General features: G+C 44.8%; 23 protein-coding genes and 1 tRNA gene. 11 read left to right on the top strand and 13 right to left on the bottom strand.

Annotated elements, in window-relative coordinates; translation table 11 throughout:
- The first annotated feature begins 558 nt into the window (after window positions 1–558).
- The gene (locus tag EYA77_RS00635) at window positions 559–1,995 is read left to right on the top strand and encodes a hypothetical protein (protein ID WP_167815566.1); all 1,437 of its coding nucleotides are present in this window, start codon (window positions 559–561) and stop codon (window positions 1,993–1,995) included.
- A 321-nt stretch (window positions 1,996–2,316) separates the two neighbouring features.
- The gene (locus tag EYA77_RS00640) at window positions 2,317–2,709 is read left to right on the top strand and encodes a type II toxin-antitoxin system death-on-curing family toxin (protein WP_280841925.1); all 393 of its coding nucleotides are present in this window, start codon (window positions 2,317–2,319) and stop codon (window positions 2,707–2,709) included.
- Here EYA77_RS00640 and EYA77_RS00645 read toward each other — a convergent pair.
- Both EYA77_RS00645 and EYA77_RS00650 read right to left on the bottom strand, forming a co-directional pair.
- Window positions 2,703–2,945 (bottom strand): hypothetical protein, encoded by a 243-nt coding sequence (locus EYA77_RS00645; RefSeq protein WP_095641730.1) that lies wholly within the window; start codon window positions 2,943–2,945, stop codon window positions 2,703–2,705. The genes EYA77_RS00640 and EYA77_RS00645 overlap by 7 nt on opposite strands.
- A gap of 8 nt (window positions 2,946–2,953) precedes the next feature.
- Window positions 2,954–4,009 carry a hypothetical protein gene (locus EYA77_RS00650; RefSeq protein ID WP_095641729.1) on the bottom strand — a complete coding sequence of 352 codons (1,056 nt, stop codon included), beginning with the start codon at window positions 4,007–4,009 and terminating at the stop codon, window positions 2,954–2,956.
- A 164-nt stretch (window positions 4,010–4,173) separates the two neighbouring features.
- Between EYA77_RS00650 and EYA77_RS00655 the strand changes: the two genes are divergently transcribed.
- A complete protein-coding gene (locus EYA77_RS00655; RefSeq protein WP_095641728.1) occupies window positions 4,174–4,383 on the top strand; it encodes a hypothetical protein in 210 nt (69 codons plus the stop codon).
- A gap of 852 nt (window positions 4,384–5,235) precedes the next feature.
- Here the strand turns inward: EYA77_RS00655 and EYA77_RS00660 are convergent.
- Window positions 5,236–8,145 carry a hypothetical protein gene (locus EYA77_RS00660; protein WP_167815568.1) on the bottom strand — a complete coding sequence of 970 codons (2,910 nt, stop codon included), beginning with the start codon at window positions 8,143–8,145 and terminating at the stop codon, window positions 5,236–5,238.
- A 474-nt stretch (window positions 8,146–8,619) separates the two neighbouring features.
- Entirely contained in the window at window positions 8,620–9,495 is an 876-nt protein-coding gene (locus EYA77_RS00665; protein ID WP_095641726.1) for a viperin family antiviral radical SAM protein, read from the bottom strand.
- Between the two features lie 190 nt (window positions 9,496–9,685).
- Between EYA77_RS00665 and EYA77_RS00670 the strand changes: the two genes are divergently transcribed.
- Entirely contained in the window at window positions 9,686–10,375 is a 690-nt protein-coding gene (locus EYA77_RS00670) for a hypothetical protein (RefSeq protein ID WP_167815569.1), read from the top strand.
- 104 nt (window positions 10,376–10,479) lie between these two features.
- On the opposite strand, the gene EYA77_RS00675 is transcribed toward EYA77_RS00670, so the two are convergent.
- The 5 genes from EYA77_RS00675 to EYA77_RS00695 all read right to left on the bottom strand — a co-directional run bounded on the left by EYA77_RS00675 (window position 10,480) and on the right by EYA77_RS00695 (window position 17,179).
- Window positions 10,480–11,469 carry a HEPN domain-containing protein gene (locus tag EYA77_RS00675; RefSeq protein WP_167815570.1) on the bottom strand — a complete coding sequence of 330 codons (990 nt, stop codon included), beginning with the start codon at window positions 11,467–11,469 and terminating at the stop codon, window positions 10,480–10,482.
- 13 nt (window positions 11,470–11,482) lie between these two features.
- Window positions 11,483–12,958 carry a restriction endonuclease subunit S gene (locus tag EYA77_RS00680; RefSeq protein ID WP_167815571.1) on the bottom strand — a complete coding sequence of 492 codons (1,476 nt, stop codon included), beginning with the start codon at window positions 12,956–12,958 and terminating at the stop codon, window positions 11,483–11,485.
- Window positions 12,955–14,424: a class I SAM-dependent DNA methyltransferase gene (locus EYA77_RS00685; protein WP_167815572.1), complete on the bottom strand. Its 1,470-nt coding sequence runs from the start codon at window positions 14,422–14,424 to the stop codon at window positions 12,955–12,957. The genes EYA77_RS00680 and EYA77_RS00685 overlap by 4 nt, the downstream gene beginning before the upstream one ends.
- A gap of 3 nt (window positions 14,425–14,427) precedes the next feature.
- Entirely contained in the window at window positions 14,428–16,728 is a 2,301-nt protein-coding gene (gene hsdR / locus EYA77_RS00690; RefSeq protein WP_209314969.1) for an EcoAI/FtnUII family type I restriction enzme subunit R, read from the bottom strand.
- Between the two features lie 223 nt (window positions 16,729–16,951).
- The gene (locus tag EYA77_RS00695) at window positions 16,952–17,179 is read right to left on the bottom strand and encodes a hypothetical protein (RefSeq protein WP_095641721.1); all 228 of its coding nucleotides are present in this window, start codon (window positions 17,177–17,179) and stop codon (window positions 16,952–16,954) included.
- Window positions 17,180–17,514: 335 nt separating this feature from the next.
- On the opposite strand from EYA77_RS00695, the gene EYA77_RS00700 reads away from it, so the two are divergent.
- A complete protein-coding gene (locus EYA77_RS00700; protein WP_095641720.1) occupies window positions 17,515–17,793 on the top strand; it encodes a hypothetical protein in 279 nt (92 codons plus the stop codon).
- Here the strand turns inward: EYA77_RS00700 and EYA77_RS00705 are convergent.
- A tRNA-Thr gene (locus EYA77_RS00705) sits at window positions 17,775–17,846 on the bottom strand. The two genes, EYA77_RS00700 and EYA77_RS00705, sit on opposite strands and share 19 nt — an antisense overlap.
- Window positions 17,847–17,961: 115 nt before the next feature.
- Window positions 17,962–19,182: an NAD(P)/FAD-dependent oxidoreductase gene (locus EYA77_RS00710; protein WP_167815573.1), complete on the bottom strand. Its 1,221-nt coding sequence runs from the start codon at window positions 19,180–19,182 to the stop codon at window positions 17,962–17,964.
- Between the two features lie 278 nt (window positions 19,183–19,460).
- On the opposite strand from EYA77_RS00710, the gene EYA77_RS00715 reads away from it, so the two are divergent.
- From EYA77_RS00715 to EYA77_RS00735, 5 genes are all read left to right on the top strand, one after another.
- Complete coding sequence (locus EYA77_RS00715) at window positions 19,461–19,919, top strand: 30S ribosomal protein S15 (RefSeq protein WP_042696510.1); 459 nt, start codon at window positions 19,461–19,463, stop codon at window positions 19,917–19,919.
- A gap of 13 nt (window positions 19,920–19,932) precedes the next feature.
- Window positions 19,933–21,132 (top strand): DHH family phosphoesterase, encoded by a 1,200-nt coding sequence (locus EYA77_RS00720; protein WP_167815574.1) that lies wholly within the window; start codon window positions 19,933–19,935, stop codon window positions 21,130–21,132.
- On the top strand, window positions 21,129–21,380 hold the full coding sequence (locus EYA77_RS00725) for a KEOPS complex subunit Pcc1 (protein ID WP_095641717.1): 252 nt from the start codon (window positions 21,129–21,131) through the stop codon (window positions 21,378–21,380). The genes EYA77_RS00720 and EYA77_RS00725 overlap by 4 nt, the downstream gene beginning before the upstream one ends.
- A gap of 3 nt (window positions 21,381–21,383) precedes the next feature.
- Window positions 21,384–22,004, top strand: a complete 621-nt coding sequence (locus EYA77_RS00730; RefSeq protein WP_042696513.1) for a 30S ribosomal protein S3ae — start codon at window positions 21,384–21,386, stop codon at window positions 22,002–22,004.
- A 106-nt stretch (window positions 22,005–22,110) separates the two neighbouring features.
- The gene (locus EYA77_RS00735) at window positions 22,111–23,280 is read left to right on the top strand and encodes a hypothetical protein (protein WP_167815575.1); all 1,170 of its coding nucleotides are present in this window, start codon (window positions 22,111–22,113) and stop codon (window positions 23,278–23,280) included.
- Here the strand turns inward: EYA77_RS00735 and EYA77_RS00740 are convergent.
- Window positions 23,254–23,781 carry an alpha/beta hydrolase gene (locus tag EYA77_RS00740; protein WP_167815576.1) on the bottom strand — a complete coding sequence of 176 codons (528 nt, stop codon included), beginning with the start codon at window positions 23,779–23,781 and terminating at the stop codon, window positions 23,254–23,256. The genes EYA77_RS00735 and EYA77_RS00740 overlap by 27 nt on opposite strands.
- Before the next feature lie 5 nt (window positions 23,782–23,786).
- Window positions 23,787–23,945: a hypothetical protein gene (locus EYA77_RS00745; RefSeq protein ID WP_167815577.1), complete on the bottom strand. Its 159-nt coding sequence runs from the start codon at window positions 23,943–23,945 to the stop codon at window positions 23,787–23,789.
- Window positions 23,946–24,028: 83 nt separating this feature from the next.
- Here EYA77_RS00745 and EYA77_RS00750 point away from each other — a divergent pair, with 83 nt between their 5' ends.
- On the top strand, window positions 24,029–25,204 hold the full coding sequence (locus tag EYA77_RS00750; protein ID WP_167815578.1) for an MFS transporter: 1,176 nt from the start codon (window positions 24,029–24,031) through the stop codon (window positions 25,202–25,204).
- Window positions 25,205–25,225: the final 21 nt, after the last annotated feature.

Consider the following 25,225-nt stretch of genomic DNA (forward strand, 5'->3'; position numbering starts at 1 on the left):
ATTTTATTATATTTTACTATTTTACCCAAAAGAGAGAGAAAGGCCCGCGGAGTCTCTTCGCCCGGCATATCCGACTCTCCCCCCTCTCCTCTTTTCACATCTTCGTCAAGTTGGTAAAATAGTCAAATACCAAAATTAAACCTCAATTATTACTCCGATTCCAAAAATAAGCCCGGAAACACTTGACAACCCATTTGACAACTACGGTCTGTTTTCGGCAAGTAGGCACACCGCGTAAGTCCTATTCTAATAGGCGTTCCGCAGTGTGGGTGGGGACCCAATTCGAAAGGGAGATGAGTGAGTGTGGATGCCTGAAAAAACCAACCGCGAATAAGCGGTTAAATAATCTCTTGTTTCGACACCCAGTAATACCCTTCCCGAATTGGATTGTGATTAACACCGCGTAAATCCTATTCTAAAACGAATTGAAGAAAAAATGTCCTGAAACTCTTTGGATTGATACGATCACATTAATACTAATTTCAGAAAAAGAAAAGAGCCTCAGGCGAGAGTTGAACTCGCGACCTCTTCCTTACCAAGGAAGCGTTTGACCCCAATTTGAAAAAGGAGCCCGATACGGGTTTATCTGATTTTGAGGATGAAAATTTTTCGACCCCCCCGCGGATTAAAGAGAGACCTATCATACCGGGTTTAGATGGAGTCTCCTATCTTGATATGCCCCTAGCTAAAATCCCAGTTGAGGAACTAGAAGGCCGTGGCCTTACCCTCCCCCCGGGCCGGCGTGATGTGGGTTTAGACTTTGTTATAGCCGGATATCCGGGTGTAGATATCCCGACATACTACAAAGATGAACGGGTTAGAAAGTCGTTCTTAGAGTATCTGGAAAAGAAAGGCATACACGGCGGGCGGAATGGTCGCCGGACTGCTTACGACCGTGAGCTTAAGAAGTTGGCCCCGGTCTATGCCCCGGATGATAGGGCAAACTATGACGAGATAAACAACGGGAATTATCCCTCCCAGATGGGACACAACGCTATGGGAAAATTTTTCCATTGGTGCGTGGATGTGTTAGGATTGGTCACTTTCAACGGATACCCCATATCAGAGTGGAACAAAAACGGTTATCCCTTCGGCGGGATCAAAGACCCGGAAACGGCAATGTCCGGCCGGTTTTACGATCTTGATACATCAGGGGTTACGGCCGCCTTATACAAATTGCCTCTTGATACCCGGATATTTTACATGCTTATGGCATACTCCGGTGCGCGTGCATCCCAGTTGTATAAGCTATTGGCCGGCACAGATGATAACGGTGAAAGATACCCTAGAAAGGTAGCCGTCCTCAAAGCGGACCCGGCCAAAGGTATTAAACAAACAGTGATCGGTTTAGATGCCCGAAAAATGACGATCGGCAAAAAAGCCGCGTTCTTTTACATGTTCCCCCCAGAGTGTGAAGGCCTTGTCAGGAATTACACCCCTGAGGCCCCCTATGATAGGATCATGAAGGATTTAAACGATTTAACAAAATTCGAACGCATCACCGACACCGGAGATAAAGAAGTTTGCGCCTGTAATGCAAACAGTATTAGGAAATGGGGGGCCGCGGTTCTCTTGCAGTATTACGATTCACACGGCCAAAAATTACGGCCCGAGGATATTAATATCATTCAGGGAAGAGTCAGCGACGAGGATGTGTTACTCTCAAATTACGCGCCTAAATTGGCTATGGGGGCGGCGGCATACTCTAAGGTAGTTGATGTATTCCGGGCGGCCCTGCCTTTATCGTCATTGGACGCGCCGGAGCCGGACGTGACCCCTAAGGGATCAAAGACTCCCAGCACAACGGAGAAGGACAAAGCGATAAATCCCCACGCGAACAATTCCCCGATAACTCAAGAAAAACGGGATCGGATCATCGAACTGTACAAGGCTAAAACGTCGGAACGTACGATAGTGAATATCGTCGGCGTACAGAGAAACACGGTTTCAAATGTGCTCATTGCCGCGGGCCTAAAATCGGGATCCAAACGATGAACCCCTTATTTTTGCTCTACAGGCTTACATATCAGGCCAATGTGGCACATTATCACTATGGGTATAGTTGGAGACATAGTCGTTAGTCACAATCAAGTATCACTCATTATTTTATTGCATGTTTTCATCTAGCATTGTGATGTTTTAATGGACATAAGTAAGATTAATAAATCTTTCATCACATAATTGTTGTTCAAGACTCAGCATCAATAGTATGTATATATGAATGATGAAACATTTCAAACGTATAACGTGAAAATACAAGATGGGTAATAGCTATTAAAGAAGAAATACAATTTACTTACTGTGATTTCTAGCTCTGTGACACTATCTGTATTATATGTTATTAATAAGCATGTGCGCGTGATAGAGGAAACAAGTTATGATACAGAGGGAAGTCTAGCAGGGTGTTTACGTGATGAAGCGACTCTGCAATTCATTATCAATGAAGTAAATGAGATGCAGGATCCATTTGAAAAGGCCGCCTGTTTTATGTATAAGACAGCCACACGGCATCCGTTTGTTCAAGGAAACAAACGGATTGCATTTGCCATTGCCCATTCATTACTGATGATAGCCGGATGGGTGGTAATTGTTGATGGAGATACTTTGTATAATTTTGGCTTAGCCGTTGCACGTGATGAAATGACGCAAGAAGAAATTAAAGCGTGGTTCTTAAATAACGTAAAAAAAAGAGAGGGATATTATCACTGAGCAAGTAATTTTAATCCATCTTTGTGAATTTTAAGAGTTTCTTCGAAAGCTTTATCCAGTGCATCCATATCATCATAAATAATTTCATTATTGACTGCACATGGAAATTGTCTATATTCCCAATATGGGGTTAATATGCCAACTGTGCTTGCTGTAAGTACAGCCCCTGCTGATGAACCATAACTTGTTCTTGAATAATCATTTTGCCTTTGGCCGCTAATGTTTTTGGATACCATAGATAGATTCACCTCCGTGACCACTTACCACATATTTGTGTTATACTATAATGAAGATTTAGGTTGGGTTCTTTGGATATAGAAAGTTGAGAGGTGGTATAGTAGCCACTATGTGCATTTCTGCTCTCTAACGCTGCGTGTAATAATTCATAATAAACTAGGTTTACACCTACTGGTATATTCGTTATGACAGTTGCATAGGTCTCTTTTGAGAAGTCGTGCTTATTTACAATACCACATTTTTCTGCAAAAGCATCTTGTTCCATTGCAGTAGATAAAGGATCAAATGGATCGTTACACTTCATCTCTTTCTCAAAGTCAGACCAGATATTCCACATTATATTTTCGATGTCTTTGTTTGCTTTTGCAACAGGGAGACCAAGAGCGATTGCCTCCTTTTTTCCGATGGGGTATCCATGATGATAGAAAGATTTGTTGAGGGTGGAAGAAATTGATTTTATTGTATTGGGATCTTGCATATGAGTACCTAATAATTTCTCCCCCAGCGACATCGAAAGAATTGTACTTTTTCTTGCCACACCTATATCTAAAGGAGTCACTTTGTCACAAAGGAGTTCAAATGCTCGTTCTTTTTGTTCTTGGTCGGTAATACCCACTTCATTTTTTACAAACTCCATATAATGAGTTATATCATCAGCTGAAAAATGAACCGTACCATTTGGAGAATGAGACTGCATTTGCGGGTCAACGGGTCCTAAATTGGAAAATGGATGCATTATGATTTCATCTGCCCCCAAAGCTAACAGCGTTGCTCCACTAAATGCCTGATATGGAATTAATACCCCGATATGTTCAAATCGCTCACGAAGTAAACTCATAATACGCCAGACAGTAATTGGATCGCCCCCATTACTCACAATTAAAAGATCTATCTTTTTATATTTGTCTGGAATCAATTTGATCTGATTACAAAATTCTGGAATTACGTCAGCACTGATTATGCCGGCACCATTATTTTGTCTAGAACTAGTTACATAAGCGATCAGAGGACGTTTTCGTTTTTTTTCAATTTGGGAATATAAATCCAAGCGATCCTTATACATGATATGTAATCTGATTTATTTTCGTATAACTGTTTTGGAGATTTCAGCACTCCCTTTACATAATGAGTGCATATTGAATGAAAGGATTTCAATCTCTTAATTTTGTTCCATGTGTTCGCATATAGAATATTTACGGCACTTTTGTATCATAGATAAGGGTTTGTATGTCTGAAAAAAGTGAATTTGTAGCCATGTGTAAAAAATACGGGTTAAATCCCGTGTTGCTGAAAAATGTCTTTGGTCTCTGGATCAGAGGATACAACAACGTAGAGATTTCCGACAAAACCAGGATCAACAAAAACACGGTAAACAAGTATGTTTTGAAGCTGAAGCAGTTTTCAGATGAGGATATCCAATTACTAATCTATTACTAAGATGTGTCAAATTAGTAATTGAGAGATTATACAAAACAGCAAGCCAAGTTATCTGATTATTAGTCTTAAAATATAATATTTGGATTGGTAATTGGAAAAAACCTTATTCTGTTGAGGGGCGAAGATATGAGTATGTTCTTATATCCCCGTCGGGTTCGTTACCGGGCAACTCATTATGAATTGAAAAGAGCGGCGGAATATGAGAGAAATGGATTTAAAAATTCCATCTATCCCAATCTACCAAGACTTACTATTGACGAATACGATCAACTTTAAGACCGATGTCCATATCTTTTGTGTGCTTCTTTGCGAAGGCTTCAATGAGTTTATTATTTGCTGTCTTTATCCTTCGGTAAACCTCCCTAATTTCTTTTGAATCTATCATATACGTATCCCTCTGTAACCTGTGAATACGAACGGGTGATTTCAAATTGGTGTGACGGCGGGGTTTCCACTGCCGCCCGTGTGCACCACGTGCAGATCGTTTGATACTGCGCTTTTTGTGCCATTCACCACACCTCCACCTATAATACAGCTCATATGCTGGAATTGCCGCGTAAGCGTTGTTTATCAGTTCCGGCCTGCCCCTATTCCTCGGTCCATTCCCCCATGGTCAACGTAGCTCCAGTAGCTCCGCAAATATCACTCCATGTTTCTATGTCGTCTGATTTCTGCCACTGTCGCGAAGTTTTAACCCTTATTTTACTGGAAGCTACAGGATAGATAAGATGTATCTCTCTGTTGCCTTCTTCTCAGGTAGTGAGGCACGTCGAGAGCAACCTTAGACGGGATCATTTATGCCCCGCAAAAACCTAACAACTTTGGATATTCAAGATTTCTCTTATCCATAAACTAATTACATTCCCTAGAAACAAGACCTATTATTTCATTGATGATTTTTATAATTGGATTACGTTTATTCGCGATTTCCTCATGAGTGTAGAACGTAATGTGGGCAGCACCATTTCTTTCATAGGATAAGTTCTTACATAACTCACCAATTTTCTTTCTATTATCAGAATTCATCCCCATATTTTCAATATACATAATAAAGTGTTTAACTACTTCATTATCTTTCACGGAACTCATATCGTTATCAAGATAAATCCATTGACCAAGCGCAAGAGTTTTGTCCTCAATTCCAAGAATTAATTTCAATGTTGTAGGAAGGGTATCAAAATATTTCTTTAATACCCACCTATTTTTACAATATCTTTCATCATCTCGAATTTTCGTCTTAATTGGAGCAAGCACGCTCTCGTATAGATAACGTTCGACACCTTTTCCATATTGCACAATAATCGGTCCAAAATCATATTCTTGACTATTTGATCCATTGAATGCACTAAAGAAAAGCCAATCACCGGTATGGAGAATTTGCTTTACTGCATCTGATTGTATCAAATCGAAACTGATACTGGAAGAAAGAAGAGAAGAAATATTTTCCTCCATTTTCTTATAAATCTTGGATTCAGGATCATTCGTAATCGCTTTTTTTATGTATGTAAGAGCGTTGACATAATCTGTTTTCAGAACATAATAGTTTGTAAGCCCCGATAATGCGATTGGGGATTTAGAGTTCTGAGCTAATGCTAGGTTGAACCATTTCTCTGCTTCATCTAAATCATTCTCTATGATACATATATCGCCAATTTTTGTGTAAGGAATTTCCAGCATTTCCTTTGAGATCACACATGCATCCTGATACCACCCCCTTGCCTCAGAACAAAGACCAAGTGAAAATGCTGCATCGCCAATCATCATCTCAGGACATCCTGAAAGATTCTGCTGGCGATAATTTTCCGAAAGAACGGAAAAGAACTCTCGACGAAGTTTATTGTTATCCCATCTTGCAGTTTTTTTCACTATTGCATTCATCCATTCCTGAAGGTCATCCTTTGTTGAGTATTTACTGAAATCATGTATAAAGGCAGCGATATCAGCTTTGATATTATCATTAACCTCTCCTTTAAGTTCCGTGGATATAATTGCACGTCCAATTATGCAAATTTGCTTACATTCCATCATTTTAGCGTTATCGAATGTTTTGGAATATAAGTCACATGCCTCTTCCAAAGATCCATACTCAGATAGAAAATCAGCTTTTATTTGGAATACCTTTTCATTAGGATCTATTTTAAGAATCTTATCGAACCAGGATATAGCCTCTTTAAATTGAAATGTGTTTATTGCCTGCTGAATTTTTGAATTATATTCGACCATATCTCTACAAATATCCATATCTCGAAGAGAAGTGTAATCATTTTCATCCAGATAATAATTGAGAATTTTGAGACGATCAAGTGCTTCCTCAATGTGTTGATATTGTTGTGGATCAGTCGCATCTTTTATAAATTCTGTTAAATATTCCAACTCTAATTCGAAATTACCTGTTCTTCTACATGCCGATGCAAGATTAAATACGACACCACTTGATATGATCTTAGGATATTTATGAGATTCCAGATGGATTTTTTTGATTTCTTTATTAAAATACCCAGAACCTTTACTATAATATTCCATCTCGGCACAATTTTTCCATTCAACTAATTCTTTATAGATATTATTGGGTTTATCTAATCTTTTTGTTAATCCATGGGCTACGTTGTACCATTCCAAGGCTTTTGAATAACGTTCAATTTCCCGGTAACACGTGGCTATACCTGAGGCCAAATAATACCTCGAATCACCTTTTTTATCCTTGTGACGAAAGATAAATTCCCCCAGTGTAATTGCAGGTTCATAGAAAGATGCTGCCACCATTCTATTAAGATAAATAGTTAAACTCGACATACTCGGATCTAAGTTTAATATTTCTTCCAGCATATCTTGACGAAGAATAAATGGATATTCTCTATTCAGGATGGCGAGTTTCTCATCATTATCAAATTGAATAAACCATTCAAAATCTGCGATTGTAGATAGATCTGCTTCGAACTTCCACAGATACGATAGATCTTTAGAATTCTCTTTTATATGATCAAAGACAGACTTTCCAAAAATAACCCGTTCTAATTCTAATTGGAAGGGATGATGATTGAAAATCAATTCGTGAAAGATAAAATCAGGTCTTTTCTCAGAAAAATGCCGCTGATTATATTTGTCAGAATATTTCAAATTCCGGTTGAGGAATCCTGCAATATGTATTAGTACATTCTCTGTATAACCTGCAGCTGGATCCAATAGATTTTCATTGGAAAGGACATGACCATAATATAACTCAGTCGAAAAATCTAGGATCGACTGACCTATCGCAGTAATTTCATATTCATTGTTTGGTTGTTCTTTTGCTTGTTGCAATCTGAAATTTAGATAATCTAGTTTCACCCTCTTTTCTTTTTCTAACCCATTATTATAATATTCAGCCAATTCCTTAGATGTCTTATCACGATCCAATATACTCTCAAAAGGATTTTCACCTGATTCTATTTTTTGCATAATTAACCCAAAAGTGCCTTTTGGCTTAAGACTCTCTTTTGGGATATAGGATAATTTTGCCAACTCGCCAAACAGGCTGAGGACGACATGCCGGACACGTTCCTGAATATTGGCATTCTCACGTACCTTATCTCTCACATGGAGACTAAAACCAGGGTCCCGTTTCACACGAAAGAGGAATGAATTATCTAAAGCATGCCCAATAAAAAATTCTTCTTTTTTCTCTCTGGAAACGTTCTGAATCGACTCAAGAAAATCTGTGTTGTATCGAATAAGATACGATTCCCATAAAAAATCACGAATTGGTGAGACATTATATTCCATTTTTTAAAACAAGTCCAATTTCCAAATTAGTTTATGGATGCATAAATGTTATCTTTTATACTCTCCTCCAATTCCAAGTGTTTTGTAGTCAAAAAAAAGGGGATTTCTCCCTAAGTAGTTTACTTAGGGGAATTTTTTGCAGCGGAGCTTTGTGCCCGTTCTTTAAAATCAGAGTTCTTTCCGGTTTTGTCCGAATTTGACTGGATTCTGGATACTGCTTCTTTGGTCATTGGTTCTTTAGACATGAATTTCTCACCCCCATTCGGTTGGTAAAATAAGATGGTAAGGACGTTGAGATAAAACAATTTTGAAACTGTTTCGTGGTATTTGAAACCATTTTACAAGATGAACTTTTTCCGGTTCATCATCCATGTGGTCTTCTTGAATACCTAAGAGAATAGATAACAGTATCTTCTCCTCCCTGAAACTGATGTTAGTTAAAAAAAGAACATAGATGATTTTTGATCTGAATTCTCAGGTACATGCCTCTTTATCCCCACCATCCCCACGTAAACCCTTCCAATCATATATTCCCCCTCTATCCAGATATTTGTCAGAATCAACTAATTTATCAACTCCTTGCTCGAGAATATCATCTAATTCATACAAAGTGATTTTTCTTCCCACATCCGATTTCACCTGCCCGTTGGGCATGATCATGAAGTATGAGCCCTCCATATCATCCACCGACTCAAACACAGGACCCACTCCCGAACCAAGGCAGATAGAGCGGTGACGTTCGGCAAACTCCCGGAACTGTGCACTGCTTACACAGAGACCAATTGAAGATGTATCGTTTTCACCGTCGATCACGAGCATCTGCATAACTTTCCAGCGGTCAGGTTTCATCATCCGGATCAAAGGATGCATATTCTCCTGCCAGGTAAGCGATGTGACCGTTGTGTTCACCTTCAGATGAATGCCAGCTTCATGAACGAGGAACGCCGCCTTCAGGGCATTTGTTACATGCTCACCTCTACCACGACCCATTGCCGCCTCAACCGTATCAAGGCATGAATCAACGGAGATAGCGATCCAGTCCACACTCCCGGCAAGCTGCGAGACCATATTTTGATTCAGATGAGAGCCATTTGTCGTAACTGAAACGGTCATTCCAAGATTCTTTGCCTCTTTACAGTAATCCGGAAGCCTTGGATGAAGAAGAGGTTCTCCTCCTGCGAAATTGATTTTTTCAATACCCGAATCGCTGAGTTTTTTCAGGAGTATTTTTCCCTCCTCAAATGAAACTTCATGTTTCCCAAGATTCTGAGCAAAACAAAAACTGCATGCATAATTGCAGCGGTTGGTGATGTGCCAGTTCACGGATTTTATGACTGATTCGGATGTCATACATTATTGTAGCCGACACGTATGCATATAGCAAACTTGAAACAGTTTCTATATATTGGAAACTATTATGATGTCCGGAATGTAACTTACCATCATGTCAAATGAACATATCCTCTTCATCAGTGCCGGAGCAAGTATCAATAAAACATATTCAATAACTGCAGAAGAACTGAAGCCGACCCATGTCATCGTGCTGGTTGAAGAAAGCATATTTCATGATAATGAGGCTGATTCTGATTTCCTTAAAGAAGAAAAGCCTAAGATCCGTCTGGCAATTGAGGGAGTAAGGCAGCAGGTTGAACTCGACGGAAGGAGGGAGTTTTCCCTTGTGCATCTCCCCAGACTGGATCAGGATATCATTCGCGGGACTATTCTCAAGATCCGTAACGATCACAAGGATGCACAGTTTTCGTTTAATGTCACGGGAGGAACGGCCCTATTTTCTACGAGCCTTTTTCTTATGGCTATCTGGCTTGGCGGCAGGGTGTGTATTACAAGAATTGAGGATCCATTCATCGAACTGAGAATCCCAAAAATATCACTCAAAGAACTTGAGGAGAATCCGGATCTCATGAAAATTATCCGGATTCTTGGAGGTGAAAGTAAAAATAAGATTCGGGTGAGTGATAAAGATGATATGCGAAAAACGACTTCACGGATACATGATACATGGATGAGAAACAAGGAGATTCTCCGGGAACTCGACGTGATTAAATCCGTTTCCGAACGTGTGGGCAAAAATGATCAGGTGAACCAGACAAGAGATATGAAAAAACTCATAAGCTGGGATCTTGTCGAGGAAAAGAAAGAGGGAAGAGAGAGTTTGTATCGTCTGACTTCAGACGGGATATTCGCTTACAATATTTTCAAAGAGCAATAATGGTGATTGTGCCTAACAGTAATTATGCGCAATTATCCTAATTAGGATCAAAAATAGCCATAATAAAACGGGTCAATAAACTCTGGATGAGGTGGTTGAAAAACTCAAGTCATATTGGGTAAACTTTGAGCTTCACTATTTTTCTCACCATTTTTAAGCAAAGATGGATCATCTAATAAATATGACATTTCACCAAGCAGATCAAGAGTGATTTTGGTATATTTTTGGAGTTGTGGAAAATGCTTTATCAAGGGCAGTTCTTTGGTGTAATAGGATAAAGGGTCAATATCATCATCTATTTCAGGCAACTCTCCTTTAATAAATGGATATCGGGATAGCTGTTCGTGTGATGAGATTATGGTTGATAAAATAATTAGGAGAGTGCCAATTTCAAAGAGAAGAAGCAGATACGAGGCACGAGCACGATAGATATCCAGAGAAGATTTTGATTGAATTTTCAGGGACTCCAGATGAGAGAGGAGATCATCCTGTTTTTCCTGCGGGATGGAGTGTTCTTTACACAAATCTATAGATGCGATTTCCATTTTTTTGAGGAGAGAGTCAATATTATTATCCCACTGTTCTTTGGTTACTTCTTTTGAGTAGAGATTATTATATCCCTCATCGAAGGATGAGCAAATTTCCATCAGTTCGTTTATCCTAAAGGATAGGGTGTCTTCATCCAGATAGTAATAGCCTTTACAATCATTTATTATGGAAATAAAGGAGTTGTGATACTCCAACATCTCCTTTGATCCCTGTTCATAATCTACACCCATCTTAGATGAAAGAGTTGCTGCAATGTCCTGAGCATCCTTATTTTTGCTAATCGTCTTTTGCACCCGTAATTGTTCTTGAACAGGACCGTAAAACATTTTTAGCGGATGGTGACCTAACTTACCAACTTTTGATTCCCACAAGGATGTGCGAATACCATAATATTTGAAGGATTTTTCTATGGATTGCTGAAGCGAAAATACTGCAAGAGGATACCGCTTATGTCGATAAAGGAGTTTAGAGGCTTTCAAATCTTCAAGAGCCATCCGGTAAAAATCTATTGCCTGTTCCCTTGTGTAAACAATATTTTCTGTCATGAGTATATCCCGATTACTTTCCGTGGAGAGGAATCCGATCGCAAAGCTCCATCAGCTCTTCGATCCGCTCGACGATGCGATGCTGCTCGGCGAGAGGCGGGAGAGGAACAATGTGTTCCTTTATTGTTTGAGTTGCAAGTTCAGTTTGTTTCGTACTTCCTGTTGATTTATCATTAATTGTATTTTGGACGCTTGGTCCAGCAAACCAATAATATAAATACAGAGAATCAATTTGACTTTTAATGGGGCGAATTACAGTAACATGCGAGTCTGCCACTGCAATTTGATAAGGAGTTAATCTTTCATCGTAAATCCCGATTCTACCTAAAGTACCAAGACCAGTAGAGTTCCATAACAAGTCATTTGTTCTAAGATAGCGTTCCTCAGTATACTTGTTAAATGAATCTGGATCAATAAATAAAGCTTTATCCATCTGAATCCCGGACCACTGGATACATTTTTGTGCCACAACTGGAATTTCTTTGATACAAGAATAAATTGGAGATTTCCCTCGATGAATATATTCACATATATCTCCCAACCTCACCCACTCCCAGCTTGCCGGGATCTCAAACGGCTTCTCTTCCTCGCTCACCGGTGAAAGAGGCTTACCCTTCCTGATCTTTCCCTCCTTGACCAAAGCCTCCCGCTCTTTTTTGATGTGTGCAAGAAGTTCAGCCGCCGTTCCGTCCTCGGCTTTTTGTGAAACAAGTTTCCCTTGAACAGCATACTGGAGAATCGACTGACGCAGAGCTTCCGAAAATCCCGCTTCCAGTGCGGAAAGCTTCTGCTCTTCGTGATCGTAAGCCTCGACAAGGGGCATGAGTTCCTCAATTCTTGCAACAATGCGCTGCTGTTCTGCGAGAGGGGGGAGAGGAAATGGCTGGTTTATCACAATACCTAAAGAAATTGCCTTAAATGTTGATCCGGTTGCTTTTTTCTCAAATTCCTTTCCGAAGGGGATTAGTCCAGAGAATAGGTATTCTCTATGCAGGTGTTGTCCAGAAACTAGAGCACACAAACCACGACCAATACAAATCTCTCTTTCAGTAAGATTTACCGTTCCAACTGGAGCTCGAACACATAATAATACACTTCCAACCGGAGCAATTTTTGTTGGGGCAACAGTTTTTACATCTGATTTTCCGATATACTTATCTGTGAAATAGATTTTACCCTGATGGAATTCAACTCCGTCACCATTAATCCCAACATCTTTACCATCTGGAGATTGACCCATGACAATAGTTAGAATATCCCCCAACCTCACCCACTCCCAACTCGCCGGGATCGAAAACGGCTTCTCTTCCTCGCTCACCGGGGAAAGAGGCTTACCCTCCTTGATCTTCCCCGCCTTGAGCAAAGCCTCCCGTTCCTTCTTGATCCGATTCAGAAGAACGCTTGCCGGCTCATCATGAGGATCCTGACGAACCAGTTTTCCCGAAACCGCCAGCTGGAGAATGGAAGCCTTCAGATCAGATGCTTTCATCTCCTCTCCAGCAAAGAAACGATCTCTGAAAGGATCTTCGTGATCCTCTCATCAGCCTCCGCCTTCTTCGCGTGATAATTCGCTAAAAGCTCCATCGGCTCTAAAATCTCCTGGACCTCATGCGGAAATCCGCACAGATCCAGATTAAACTTCCCCATCATCAACTCATTGATCGAATACTTCTTCGCCTGGAAGAACCCCTCAGAATCAATGATCTCCTCACGGGCATTCCACCACGAAACAGCAGGAGCAAAATGCTCCAGCTTCATCGGCTTGGTCTTCGAGAAGTTCTTGTAACCCTCCGGCATATCCAAGCGGTAGAACCACGTCTCCTTTGTTGGTCCCGTCTTATCAAAAAACAAAAGATTCGTCGTGATCGACGTATACGGAGCAAACACACTGTGAGGAAGCCGGATAATCGTATGCACATTACACTCAGCAAACAACTTCTCCTTAATAGTATACTCAGCCCCCTCAGTCCCAAACATAAACCCGTCAGAAAGCACAACTCCCACACGCCCCATCTCTTTCAGCCGATACAAAATCAGCACCATAAACAGATCGGCCGTCTCCGAAGTCTGCATATCCGCCGGGAAATTACCAAGAACACTCGACGCTGTACTCCCACCATACGGAGGATTCATCACGATAACATCAAACTTGTCCTCATCCCCGTACTCACGCACGTTCTTCGACAAAGAATCACCGTGCAGAATATTCGGCTCATCCAGCCCGTGCAAAAGAAGATTCGTCACGCACAAAAGATGAGGCAGAGCCTTCCACTCACACCCGTAAATCGACGACTGAAGCTTTTCCCGGTCACCGACCGTCTTCACCTGCGGCTCAAGAGCCTTTATACTCGAAACAAGAAAACCCCCCGTCCCGCAGGCAAAATCGGCAACCTTCTCACCAAGTCTTGGAGAAACCATCTGAATAATAAAATCCGTAACCGCACGCGGCGTGTAAAACTCCCCCGCATTCCCCGCAGACTGCAGACTCTTCAACAGAGCCTCATAGATCTCATTAAACGCGTGCTGCTCCTTATAATCCCCGAAATCGACACTGTCGATCTCATTCACCACCTGGCGAAGAAGCGTCCCGTCCTTCATATAATTGGACATATCCTCCATCACCAGCTTCACGATCGCCTTCTTCATCGGCGTCTTCTCCGTGATCTCGATTTTTTTCAGAGTGGGAAACAATACAGTATTCACGAAAAAAAGAAGATCATCTCCCGTCATCGCCTTCCCGTCCTTCTTATCAACTGCCCAGTTTCTCCACCGGCATGGTTCGGGAATAATCGACTTATACGCCGGATCCAGAAACTCCCATGCCTCTTCCCGTGAATCATACACCTTCAAAAACAACATCCATGCGATCTGCGAAAGACGCTGCGCATCCCCGTCCACCCCGGAATCCTTCCGCATAATATTCTGGAGACCCTTAATAAACGTACCTAAAGCCAAAAACTATCCCTCTGCTGCGTACAACTCTGACTTCAATTCAAATAAAGCCGACACAAATTTATCCCGGCCGCCAAACATCCGTGCGATCTGGGGCGGAGTCCCAAGGGGCATAAACTCTGCCAGACTCAAAACCCGAAGATCACCGATATCCACATCACCCTCACTCATATACTTCTCAAGAAGAATATCCAGAACCCTCCTTGCCGGACCGGAATACTTATTCAACACGCCCTTCTTCTGCACATTCTTCACCCGCTCTCCCTTCGTCAAAGGCTTTGCATCAAACGCCACGTGACAGATCAGATCAAAATCATCCATCTCAGGATGACCCGCCTTCTCCCGCAGCTTCTCCAAAAACACGCCCTCCAGCTCCAACTCCTCAGAAATAACCACACGCTTCTCATGGGCAGTCCATGTTTTCAAAAACGCGTCAAGCGTCGCAAACTTGCTCTGCACAGTCTTTCTCGTAAAATCCGTAAAGGACTCCGTCGTAAGACGCCCATCTGCTCCGTAATACTGAACCTGTTCAGAAACGATCTGAACATCCACATTGTTCACCCGGTACTTATCTCTCGGCGGACCGGGAGGATACGTCTTAGTGATTTTCGGCGTATGATCTCCCTCGGTAATGGAAAACGGCTCTCCGTCAAACGTCGGATCAGCAAACAACCTGCTGGCATCCCGGAAATCCATGATCGTAAAATACTCCTTCCCGTATTTTGGATACAGACGTGTCCCCCTCCCGATGATCTGCTTAAACTCGGTCATTGAATTGATATTCTTATCAATAACGATCAGTTTGCAGGTCTTGCAGTTGACCCCGGTTGTCATTAATTCGGATGTCGTCACAAGTGCCGGATACTTGGAATCATCATCCATAAAATATTCCAGCTGGGCTTTCCCCTCAGGATTATCTCCGGTGATCCGCATCACATACTTGTAATTCTCGGCAACCAGATCCGCGTTCGCATTGGACAGGGCCTGACGCATCCTCTCCGCATGGTCTATATCCTCACAGAAAACGATCGTCTTGTCAAACCTGTCGGTATCTTTCAGATACCTGGTGATCCGATCTGCCACTTTAATCGTTCTTGCATCAAGAACGACCGTCCGGTCAAAATCACGGGAATTGTACATCTGATCCGGGATCTCCTTTCCAGACAGATCCCGCTGACCCTGATTCGGACGCCAGCCGTCAAGATCCTTATCCAGATGTACACGCAAAACACGGTAAGGAGCAAGGAATCCATCCTCGATTCCCTGTTTCAGTGAATAAATGTAAAGGGGATCTCCAAAATAATCGATATTGGATACTTCCTTGGTTTCCTTCGGGGTTGCCGTCATGCCGATCTGAACCGCACCGGAAAAATACTCCAGAATCTTTCTCCAGTTGGAATCTTCCCTCGCACTCCCGCGATGACATTCATCAACAATAACTACATCAAAAAATTCCGGCGCGAACTGTTTATAGGTATCATCCTCACCCTCAGGCCCGATCTGCTGCTGATAAAGGGACATAAATACCTCATAGGAACTGTCCATTTTCCTACCCGAAACTTTCACCATCACCTTATCAAACGGTTTAAAATCTGACCGTACCGTCTGATCGATCAGAACATTCCGATCAGCAAGATACAAAATACGCTTTGCGAGACCCGACTCACGAAGCCGGTGAACGATCTGGAACGCGGTAAACGTCTTTCCGGTCCCGGTCGCCATAACAAGCAGGATCCTCTTATCGATCCCGCCGGGATACACGCCGGTAGAAACTGCATCGATCGTCTTGTTGATAGCAATTCTCTGATAATATCTTGGAATGGAGCCGCCAAGTTCATAATAATATGGAGTAGTGATCTCTTTCTCCTCGGCTGGACTCAGATCTTTATCCAAAACATATCTTCTCCATAAATCTTCAGGTCCCGGAAATGCATCCAGCAACAGCTCCTTTTCAAGTCCGGTTAAACGGTCATGCTCCAAAAATCCGGAACCGTTCGACGAATAGACAAACGGCACATCGAGACATTCCGCATAGGAAAGCCCCTGCTGCATCCCGTCCCCGAGAGATAACCAGTTGTGTTTCGCCTCAATAATTGCAAGCGGCCGGTTCTTCTTATAGGATAACAGATAATCCGCAGATTTCTTTTTTCCTCGCGTAACAAAACCATCTTTCACTAAAACCATACCGTCAGTAAAAGGGTATTCCATCTGGATTTGTGTAAATTTATCCCATCCTGCTTTTTCAACTGCCGGAGTAATATAGCGCAGTTTGACATCTTCTTCAGAGAGTTTTTCATGCAGAGACATAGGAGATTCACGGACAACGGAATAATAGATATAAGAAGTAACTTGTTTTTCACTCTTAATAAATATGTCCCAATATTTGTGACTTTACTACGAGAGGTTTATCGAAATCCCATGAATATTCATGTTATCTAAAATTCTCTATTCATTAATTTTTTATTCACCCATCCCCCTCACTTCGAATCTTCATATTATGAAAAGACATAGTAGATGAAACTGGCTTGTTTCACCATGGATTTTCCGGCAATTCCAACATTAATACCAGGTTTTCCAGATTTTCCAGTGGCATTCCATGTATTCCAAAACGTATGCCATCTTTTCCAACTGGTATTTCCAGGTTTTCCAGTGATTTTCCATCCATTCCAAAACACATGCCAGCTTTTCCAACTGGTAATTCCAGGTTTTCCAGTGGTTTTCCATCTATTCCATAATTGCAGATAGATAACAGATCCATGCTGTTTAATCTGCTAAGTGGTATCTCATCTTGTATCTTTTAACTTCCATCTATGCCGATATTATCCTAAAGGGATAAGTTGTCCGATAATGACGCTGAATCCTGTGTATCCATTCGTAACACCCTATTTCTAGTTGGATTCAAACAAGGTCCCCTAATGGATGCAAGTTATTTGATCAAATGATCTGATCTCCAATCCCTATCTTATTTGACCCGAAATGTCAGACGATTTCGAGTAGAACATCCAAGCATCTCCAGATTCTTGATGTTACACTTTCGGAACCCGCTCTTTATGGTCTATCACACTAACATTTGAACGCGCAGAATGTGCGCATATGTCCGGACGTGTCCGGACACTGGAAAAAGAAAACGGAAAACGAAGGAAAATGAAAAAGAAGAAAGAATCAAAGAGATTGAAGAGACGCATTCATCTGAATGTATCTCCAGAGATATATGAGTTTGTGAAGAAAAACGGCTTAAATGCGTCAAGATTCGTAGAAAACGCTCTAAAACGGCTTAAAATGGGTCTCGGAGAATCATTTGAGGTAAATTCGGCAGATTTGGTCTTAATTTCGCAAAAGAAGGAGAATACGGAAGCCTCAGGCGAGAGTTGAACTCGCGGCCTCTTCCTTACCAAGGAAGCGCTATACCACTAAGCCACTGAGGCAACAAAATATTGCGATAACAACATACGACACGGAATCATTTAAAGATTATGAAACGAGGCCATTATTTTGAAACCGGAAACCGGCCCTCACACCTGAAGGCGGGGCAAAACGGTCTCACGCGCATAAATACCGGAGGATCGTTTTCGCGACGACAAAGCCTGTCGAAAACGCCGCCTGGATATTAAATCCCCCCGTATCCCCGTCGATATCCATCACTTCTCCCGCGAAAAACACCCCGGGCGCGATCTTTGACTCGCAGGTCTTCTTATTGATCTCCGCAAGCGACACGCCCCCCGCCGTGCACATCGCCGCATTGAAATCACCGAGCCGGCTGATCGTGACCGGAAACGCCGTCAGATTCTCAACGAGAGATGCCCGCATCTTCGCGGTCAGCTGACCCCCCGTCGTTCCTTCAGGAATGCCGGACACCTCCACCAGAGCGCGGGTAAGACGGTCCGGACAGGAAAGACCGGACAAAAGATTCTGCACCTGCTTTCCTCCGGACGCCGCGGTCCGCTCTTTCAAAAGAGCATCCGTTTCCCCCGGTGAGAGAGGAGTGAACGAAATCCTGAGAACATCTCCTGCCCGCATCCACCTCGAAGCATCCAGGATCACCGGACCCGAATACCCAAAACGGGTGATCAGCAGATCCCCCTCCCGGGTCATCATCTTCTTTCCGTCCCGCCAGATACTCACCTTCGCGGGAAGCGAGATCCCGGATAGATCCCGGAGCTGATGGTCATCGGCATACACCGGCGTTAAAGACGGTTCCGGCGAAACGACCATATGACCCAGCGATTCCGCAAAGGCATACCCGTCCCCCGTCGAGCCGGTCCCCGGATACGACATACCCCCGGTCGCGATCACCACATACTTCGTCTGATATGATGCGAGAGAAGTCTGCACAGAATATCCTCCGCTGTTTGGGGTGACAGACTTCACCCCTTCCGAATAGTAGATCTCCACTCCTGCCTCATCGCAGGCAGAAAGCAAAGCGTCCAGCACATCATCCGCGCAAAGCGAAACGGGGAAAACCTTATCGTTCTCGTTTGTGAACACAGGTACCCCGCGATGCGAAAAGAAATCCGTCACGGCAAAGTTCGAACACGCCATCAGCGAAGGCTTCACAAAATTTCCATGATCCCCGTAGTTTCCGGTGAACATTTTCACATCGCCGGCATGCGTGAGATTACACTGACCGGAACCGGCAAGCAGAAGTTTTCTGCCCGGCAGTTTCATCTTTTCCAGGACGAGGACCTTCGCCGGCGCAAGATGGGCTGCACAAAACAGACCTGCCGGTCCCGTCCCGACAACGATCACATCATACTCACGCATATTCATTGTATGTACGTACGTCCCAAACCCTTATTATTGATCCCCTCCAACATATACGAAGCACTTAGGTGCTGACTGAAGTAAGTCCGACGTGTCTGTCTACTAAGACACTGCCTTTTTGGCTTTGGGATTACGACGAGTCAGCTGTATTATACATGCTGCTCTTTTCGTGACTTACGACCATACCTGTCAAATTACAGTATCCGCGAATACGTCGTCAGGTTGGTTCTCCGCCCGGTACGGATGGGCGGACAGTCTCTTTCGCGAGGTGATAAATTATGGCACGAATGCATGCTAGAAGAAGAGGAATTGCATCCTCTGTGAGACCATACAGAAAAGAAGTCCCTGCCTGGTCCAACTCCGATGTCAAAGAGATCGAGGGTAAAATCGTCGAGCTGCGCAAAGCAGGTCTTACCTGTGCACAGATCGGTCTCGTTCTCCGTGACAAACACGGCGTCCCCAATGTAAAACTCGCAACCGGCAAGAGAATCAATGCCATCGTCCGTGAAAACGACCTTGACACTGACATCCCCGAAGATCTGCGCAACCTGATGCACAAGGCTCTCGGCATGAGAAAACACCTTGAGCAGAACAAAAAAGACCTGCACAACAAACGTCAGCTCCAGCTGACCGAAGCAAAGGTCCGCAGACTTGTAAAGTACTATGTTGGAAGCAAACGCTTACCGCTCGGCTGGGTCTACAAGCCGGAGACTGCAGAGATCCTTCTGTCCAGATAAATCATCATAACCCATGTCACTGGAAGAAGCTGCCAAAAATATCGCCCAACGCCTTAAAGGGATGGAGTACGTGGAAATGTACTCTCATCACGACGCGGACGGCATATCCTCGGCGGCGATCATGTCCATCGCCTTAAAACGGGCGGGCATCGCTTTTCGGCTCAGGTTCTTACCTGTTCTTACGAATACCGATGTCACGAATCCGGACATTTCCCTTCTGTGTGATCTGGGTGCGTCGTGTGCCGGGCTGCCGGAGACGACAATGATCATCGATCATCACGTGCCTTACACCACCTCAAAATACCATATCAATCCGCGATTGTTCGGTGCAGACGGCGAAACGGAACTTTCCGCCGCCGGATGCGCCTATCTGGTCGCAAATGCCCTTTCAGATAACCGTGACCTTGCCGGCCTGGTTCTTTTAGGCATCATCGGGGACGGGCAGACCGTTGCCGGCATGAATGAAAAGATCATCGGCGAGGGGATAGCGAACAATCTGATAAATCCGGGAAGAGGGATACTTCTTGCCGGCAGAACACCCAAAGAGCAGATCGAGAATGCAGCCTCGCCCTATCTTCCGGGTCTTTCCGGAAACAACGGGGAGGCTGAACAAATCGTGAAAGCCTGTTCGGCGAAAACGTCGGATGAAGCGTATCTCGGGTGTTTTTTATCAGAGATCATCGCACGGTCCAATGCATCGTATGATGCGCTGACGAATCTCTACGGCGATACCTGGGGTCTTGAGCGGGAGATCATCCAGAATGCACACTCTCTTACGATGGTCATCGATGCCTGCGGAAAAGCAGGCAGAACCGACATCGCATTCGGGCTGGCATGCGGGGATGCCTCCCTGCTGAAAAAGGCCTGGGAGATCGCTCTTTCGTTTAAGAAAAAGGTGATCCGGGCCGCAGATTCTGCGAGACAGCTGACAAAGAATGCATGGATGGTGGATTCCGTCGATACGGTGAGCGATGTCGCAGACATGTTTGCCGAGTCGGAGAACCGGCCTGTTTTCGTTCTTTGCAGAGGAGAATCATATCTGAAGGTCTCAGCCAGAGCGCCCAGGACCGCTGACGTGGATTTTGAGCAGTTCATCACGACTGCCGCAAAAACATTCGGCGGAAAAGGCGGAGGTCACAAGACCCGGGCGGGAGGAGAACTCCCCCTTGCCTCTGAGGCTGAGTTTGTCAGTTCGCTGGAGGCATTTGCATGAAGATAACAGGCGAGATCCGGTCCAGGATCCCAAGCGCAGACGAGATCGAAAAATCTCTTGCGCCGGACAATGCAGGGTTTATTGAGACGTCTTTTGAGGATGGGTATATTACGGCAAGGGTGAACGGTGAGTCGCTTCGGTCGGTTATTGCGACAGTTGATGATTATCTGATGAATCTCTCGGTTGCAGAACGGCTCGTCGAGACGATCTGCGAAGAGAATACGTTAAAAAATACTTCAGGTGAATAAACCATGGCAAGAAAAAAGCAGAGTGGCGGACGCAAAGTCGAAGGATGGAAGGCAAAGAACTGGTATAAAGTTCACGCACCGGAGTTCCTCGGCAAGCAGTTCATTGGAGAGATCATCTCTTCAAATCCGGAAAATGTTCCGGGTCGTGTATTGACGGTTAGTCTGGGCGAACTGATCCAGGACTACTCCAAACAGAATGTTCGTACATCCTTTAAGATCATGAATGTTGCAGGAGATGCAGCATACACCCAGTTCAACGGTCATGAGATGACAAAGGAGTTCGTTCGCGCAATGGTCAAGAAAAGAGCATCCCGTGTCGACAGCACCATCACGGTCAAGCCCCTTGGCAGCACCCGCGAACTTCAGGTTACGATTACCGCATTCACTATCAACCACGCAAGACTTTCCCAGGTCCAGGAGCTTCGTGCAAAGATGGTCCAGGTTGTCGAAGAGGCCGCAAAGGAGTCCGACTTCGAGTCCTTTGTTTCCGCTATGCTGAAAGGCGAACTGTCCAAGAAGATGTTCGCTGAATGCAAGCCGATCTTCCCGGTCCGCAGGATCGAGATCATCAAGTCCGAGTCGGTCAGCTCAGCAGCAGACCGCGCAGCAGCTCTTATCCGTTAAATACGGATAATCTTTTTTTAACACGACAGTTCTTTGTGCAGCCGGCAGACCGATTTTCGAGGAAGGGGACCTGCGGTTTTATTTTCTGAGATGATAAGTAGTATTCATGAAATATGCAGCCCGACTGTTTCTGCTGGTTCTTCTCGCAGCAGTGATCATCTCTGCCGGATGTGTGGCAAAATCCGGAACGGAAATCCCCGACATAACCGGACCATGGACCGTTGGATCCCTGACCATACACGAAAACGGGCAGGAAGGATTCATGCAGCCCGCGCTGACGACCGACGTCTTTGATGTCACCTTCCAGGAAGGAAGACTCTTTTCCGGAACATATGCCGGCACAGATTTTTACGGATCGTTCTTTTCCAAAGACGGAGCACAGTTCCTCCTGACCTCGCAGACAGCGGACGGGGAAGGAAATTCTTCTGCGGTGCAGATCGGGACCGTGGTGAATGAAAACGAGATCAGACTCGCCGGCGCTGTGTTTTCCAAGACCGGCCGATTTTTGTCAGAAGAGCAGAGTTCCGGCACCCAGTCAACAGTTCTGTTGAGAAACGGCGCAGAGGCGGCGGTAAAAACCTATCCGGAGATCGCCGGCGTCTACATGTTCGACAGCGGATCGCTGCTTTCTGCAGATTCCTTACAGACGGTTTCCGGCGGGAGCCTGATTGTTCAGGGACAAAACGGCGCTATTTTCTACGGCATCGCCGACACGGGGAACAGGACGGAAGAAAATGGAGCCGCCGGATTCAGCGCAGTTATGTACGGGAACAAGCCGGAAAATATTCTTTTTGTGACCGGTGATATGCGGCTCTGGTTTGGCGGGGTCTCTCCTGAAAGGATCACCGTCACCAGTACAGATGAGCGGACGGATCAGGATCATACCGGTGTAAAAACACTCACGTATCTGCGAAACGGCGCGGCGGCGGGCATCCGGCCGGATGGGCCGGATGTTGCCGGCACCTGGAGCACGAAGGATCAGGAGGTCATCTCGAAGAACGGGTATGATGCCGGCCTCCCGTCGGATTTCATCATCAGGATCGGGAGCCGGAATACGAACGGGTTCATTGCAGAAACATCGTACATGGGGGTCGGTGAGGGAGAGACGGGAGGGATCGTGTCCCCTGACGGGGAGATGATCCTTTTCAGATATGAGAAGAACGGCGGGCTCTATCTTGGAATGGGCTGGGCGGAGGAAAACACCCTCAGCCTCTCGGAGATCTTTACCGATGCCGGCACTGAGTATATCTCAACGATCCGGGCAGCCCGGATCTGAGCCTGTCTCCACACTTTTTTCGGTGAATGACGGGTTCCAATCAAGACTGGACACTCTGATCCCGGGACGGGGGAAGCGGATGACCAGATCGTTTTCTTCCGAATACAAAGTCATGCCGGTGAACTCGTCGGCGGAACAGAGGAGATGCTGCTCGGGATGGGTCCCGCGTCTGATATCACACCGCATCTCGATTTTTTCTGCAGCCGAGACGACATACGAAAGTCGCTTCCCCGCCGGATGGGTTTTTGGCAGAGCGATGACCGGCAGATGATAGGTTCTGACCATCTCGAGGAGGTAGAGAGCGGGAAGGATATCCCCGCCTTCCGGTGCCGATACGATGATCAGATCACCGGGATACACACCCTGGACTATCTCTTCGGTGTCGGTCTCGATCAGAAGAGGGAATTTTTCGAAGGCTCTGGAAATTATGAGAAAAGAAGAGGCGCCCCGGATGATGACCGGCTGGTCACCTCTGAATGGAACGCGAAGATCACCGGTCATTCAAGTTACATCTCGGTAACGTCGTCTGACTGGCAGGTCGGGCACATCGGGTGTTTGCCGATCCCCGTAAACGTCGCCCCGCAGTCATTGCATTTATACTTCTTGCCTCTGCCCTTTAAGGGGTCATTGAGGTCAACATCGACAGGTCCGCCTGCTGAACACATAATTCATTTTTGGGCGGGGGAGGTATTATGCGTGTCGGTGGGTAGCCAAACCCTATATAAAATGCCGATAAATATCAACACAAATGTCAGAAGAGAATATACAAAAAAAGTTCATCATCTACTTCTGCATAATCGGCTGCTTCGCGATATTTTCGACAACTATTTCAAAAAACCCGGCGCTCCCCTTATATGCAGCATCTCTTGGAGCAAACGATGCCTATCTAGGGCTTATCGCCGCCGTATCGCCTCTCGCCGGCATTTTATTCAGTTTTCCCGTAGGCCTGATTTCAGACAGACTTGGCCGGAGAAAACTTCTCATAGCATCCGGATGCATTTTTCTCACTGCCCCGCTTCTCTATCTTCTGATAATGGACCCGATATTTCTTATCCCCGTCAGATTCTTTCACGGCTTAGCGACCGCGATCCTCGGGCCGGTGGTTGGAGCGGCGATCGCAGAAAAGTTCGGCAGCAGAAAAGGCGTAATGATGGGGACATACAGCTCGGCCACGCTCATCGGCAGGACGGCAGCTCCTCTGTTAGGAGGGGCAATTATCACATTATTTGCCTTGGCTCCGGGATTCACCGCCTATCATATGGTGTATGTGGCAGCGTTTTGTGCTGCAGTTCCGGTGTTTATCCTGATCCTTTTCTTCCGCGATACCCATGGAGGCGTGCAGAAGATAACCTTTGCCGATTTCACAAACAGTCTGAAGACGTTTCTTTCGAACAAGGGGCTTCGCGCCGCCTCCGTCGCAGAGATGATTACCTACTTCTGTTTTGGGACGTTTGAAACATTTTTGCCGGTCTATCTCCTCCTGATCGGCGTTCCGGCATGGCAGACCGGAATCATTTTTGCCGTGCAGGTGGTGGTCATCGCACTCACCAAACCATTCTTCGGCCGGCGTGCAGACAAGGGAAATCCCAAAAAACAGATCGCGGCAGGTATGCTGATCACGGGTCTCGCGCTTGGAATCATGGGTTTGACAATTGACTTCCGGATCCTGCTGGTCCTTAGCTGTATTTTTGGGATCGGTATGTCGATTTCGACGGTAGCTACCAATGTGTATGCGGCAAATACCGCAGAAAAGAACCAACTTGGAGCCTCTCTGGGGGCCCTGTCTTCAATTATGGACATCGGCCACTCATCGGGCCCACTTATCAGCGGGATCGTAATTATGCTTGCGGGATATCAGATCGGTTTTGGTCTCTGCCTCGTACTTTCAGTGCTGACGTCGGTATTTGTGCTGATCACCAGATAAAAAAAAAGAAAGGAAAGGGTG

It is taken from the genome of Methanocorpusculum sp. GPch4, from assembly GCF_012062385.1.
In the GTDB taxonomy this organism is placed as follows: Archaea; Halobacteriota; Methanomicrobia; order Methanomicrobiales; family Methanocorpusculaceae; genus Methanocorpusculum; species Methanocorpusculum parvum.

Bases quoted from the DNA above. Each gene is read 5' to 3' on its own strand.
- EYA77_RS00745 (WP_167815577.1), bottom strand. From the start codon at position 23,945: ATGTGTTCAGCAGGCGGACCTGTCGATGTTGACCTCAATGACCCCTTA.
- EYA77_RS00735 (WP_167815575.1), top strand. From the start codon at position 22,111: ATGAAATATGCAGCCCGACTGTTTCTGCTGGTTCTTCTCGCAGCAGTG.
- EYA77_RS00660 (WP_167815568.1), bottom strand. From the start codon at position 8,145: ATGGAATATAATGTCTCACCAATTCGTGATTTTTTATGGGAATCGTAT.
- EYA77_RS00750 (WP_167815578.1), top strand. From the start codon at position 24,029: ATGTCAGAAGAGAATATACAAAAAAAGTTCATCATCTACTTCTGCATA.
- EYA77_RS00655 (WP_095641728.1), top strand. From the start codon at position 4,174: ATGTCTGAAAAAAGTGAATTTGTAGCCATGTGTAAAAAATACGGGTTA.
- EYA77_RS00675 (WP_167815570.1), bottom strand. From the start codon at position 11,469: ATGACAGAAAATATTGTTTACACAAGGGAACAGGCAATAGATTTTTAC.
- EYA77_RS00680 (WP_167815571.1), bottom strand. From the start codon at position 12,958: ATGAAAGCATCTGATCTGAAGGCTTCCATTCTCCAGCTGGCGGTTTCG.
- EYA77_RS00650 (WP_095641729.1), bottom strand. From the start codon at position 4,009: ATGTATAAGGATCGCTTGGATTTATATTCCCAAATTGAAAAAAAACGA.
- EYA77_RS00730 (WP_042696513.1), top strand. From the start codon at position 21,384: ATGGCAAGAAAAAAGCAGAGTGGCGGACGCAAAGTCGAAGGATGGAAG.
- hsdR (WP_209314969.1), bottom strand. From the start codon at position 16,728: ATGTCTCTGCATGAAAAACTCTCTGAAGAAGATGTCAAACTGCGCTAT.
- EYA77_RS00740 (WP_167815576.1), bottom strand. From the start codon at position 23,781: ATGACCGGTGATCTTCGCGTTCCATTCAGAGGTGACCAGCCGGTCATC.
- EYA77_RS00710 (WP_167815573.1), bottom strand. From the start codon at position 19,182: ATGCGTGAGTATGATGTGATCGTTGTCGGGACGGGACCGGCAGGTCTG.
- EYA77_RS00720 (WP_167815574.1), top strand. From the start codon at position 19,933: ATGTCACTGGAAGAAGCTGCCAAAAATATCGCCCAACGCCTTAAAGGG.
- EYA77_RS00695 (WP_095641721.1), bottom strand. From the start codon at position 17,179: ATGGATCTGTTATCTATCTGCAATTATGGAATAGATGGAAAACCACTG.
- EYA77_RS00725 (WP_095641717.1), top strand. From the start codon at position 21,129: ATGAAGATAACAGGCGAGATCCGGTCCAGGATCCCAAGCGCAGACGAG.
- EYA77_RS00665 (WP_095641726.1), bottom strand. From the start codon at position 9,495: ATGACATCCGAATCAGTCATAAAATCCGTGAACTGGCACATCACCAAC.
- EYA77_RS00715 (WP_042696510.1), top strand. From the start codon at position 19,461: ATGGCACGAATGCATGCTAGAAGAAGAGGAATTGCATCCTCTGTGAGA.
- EYA77_RS00645 (WP_095641730.1), bottom strand. From the start codon at position 2,945: ATGGTATCCAAAAACATTAGCGGCCAAAGGCAAAATGATTATTCAAGA.
- EYA77_RS00700 (WP_095641720.1), top strand. From the start codon at position 17,515: ATGTCCGGACGTGTCCGGACACTGGAAAAAGAAAACGGAAAACGAAGG.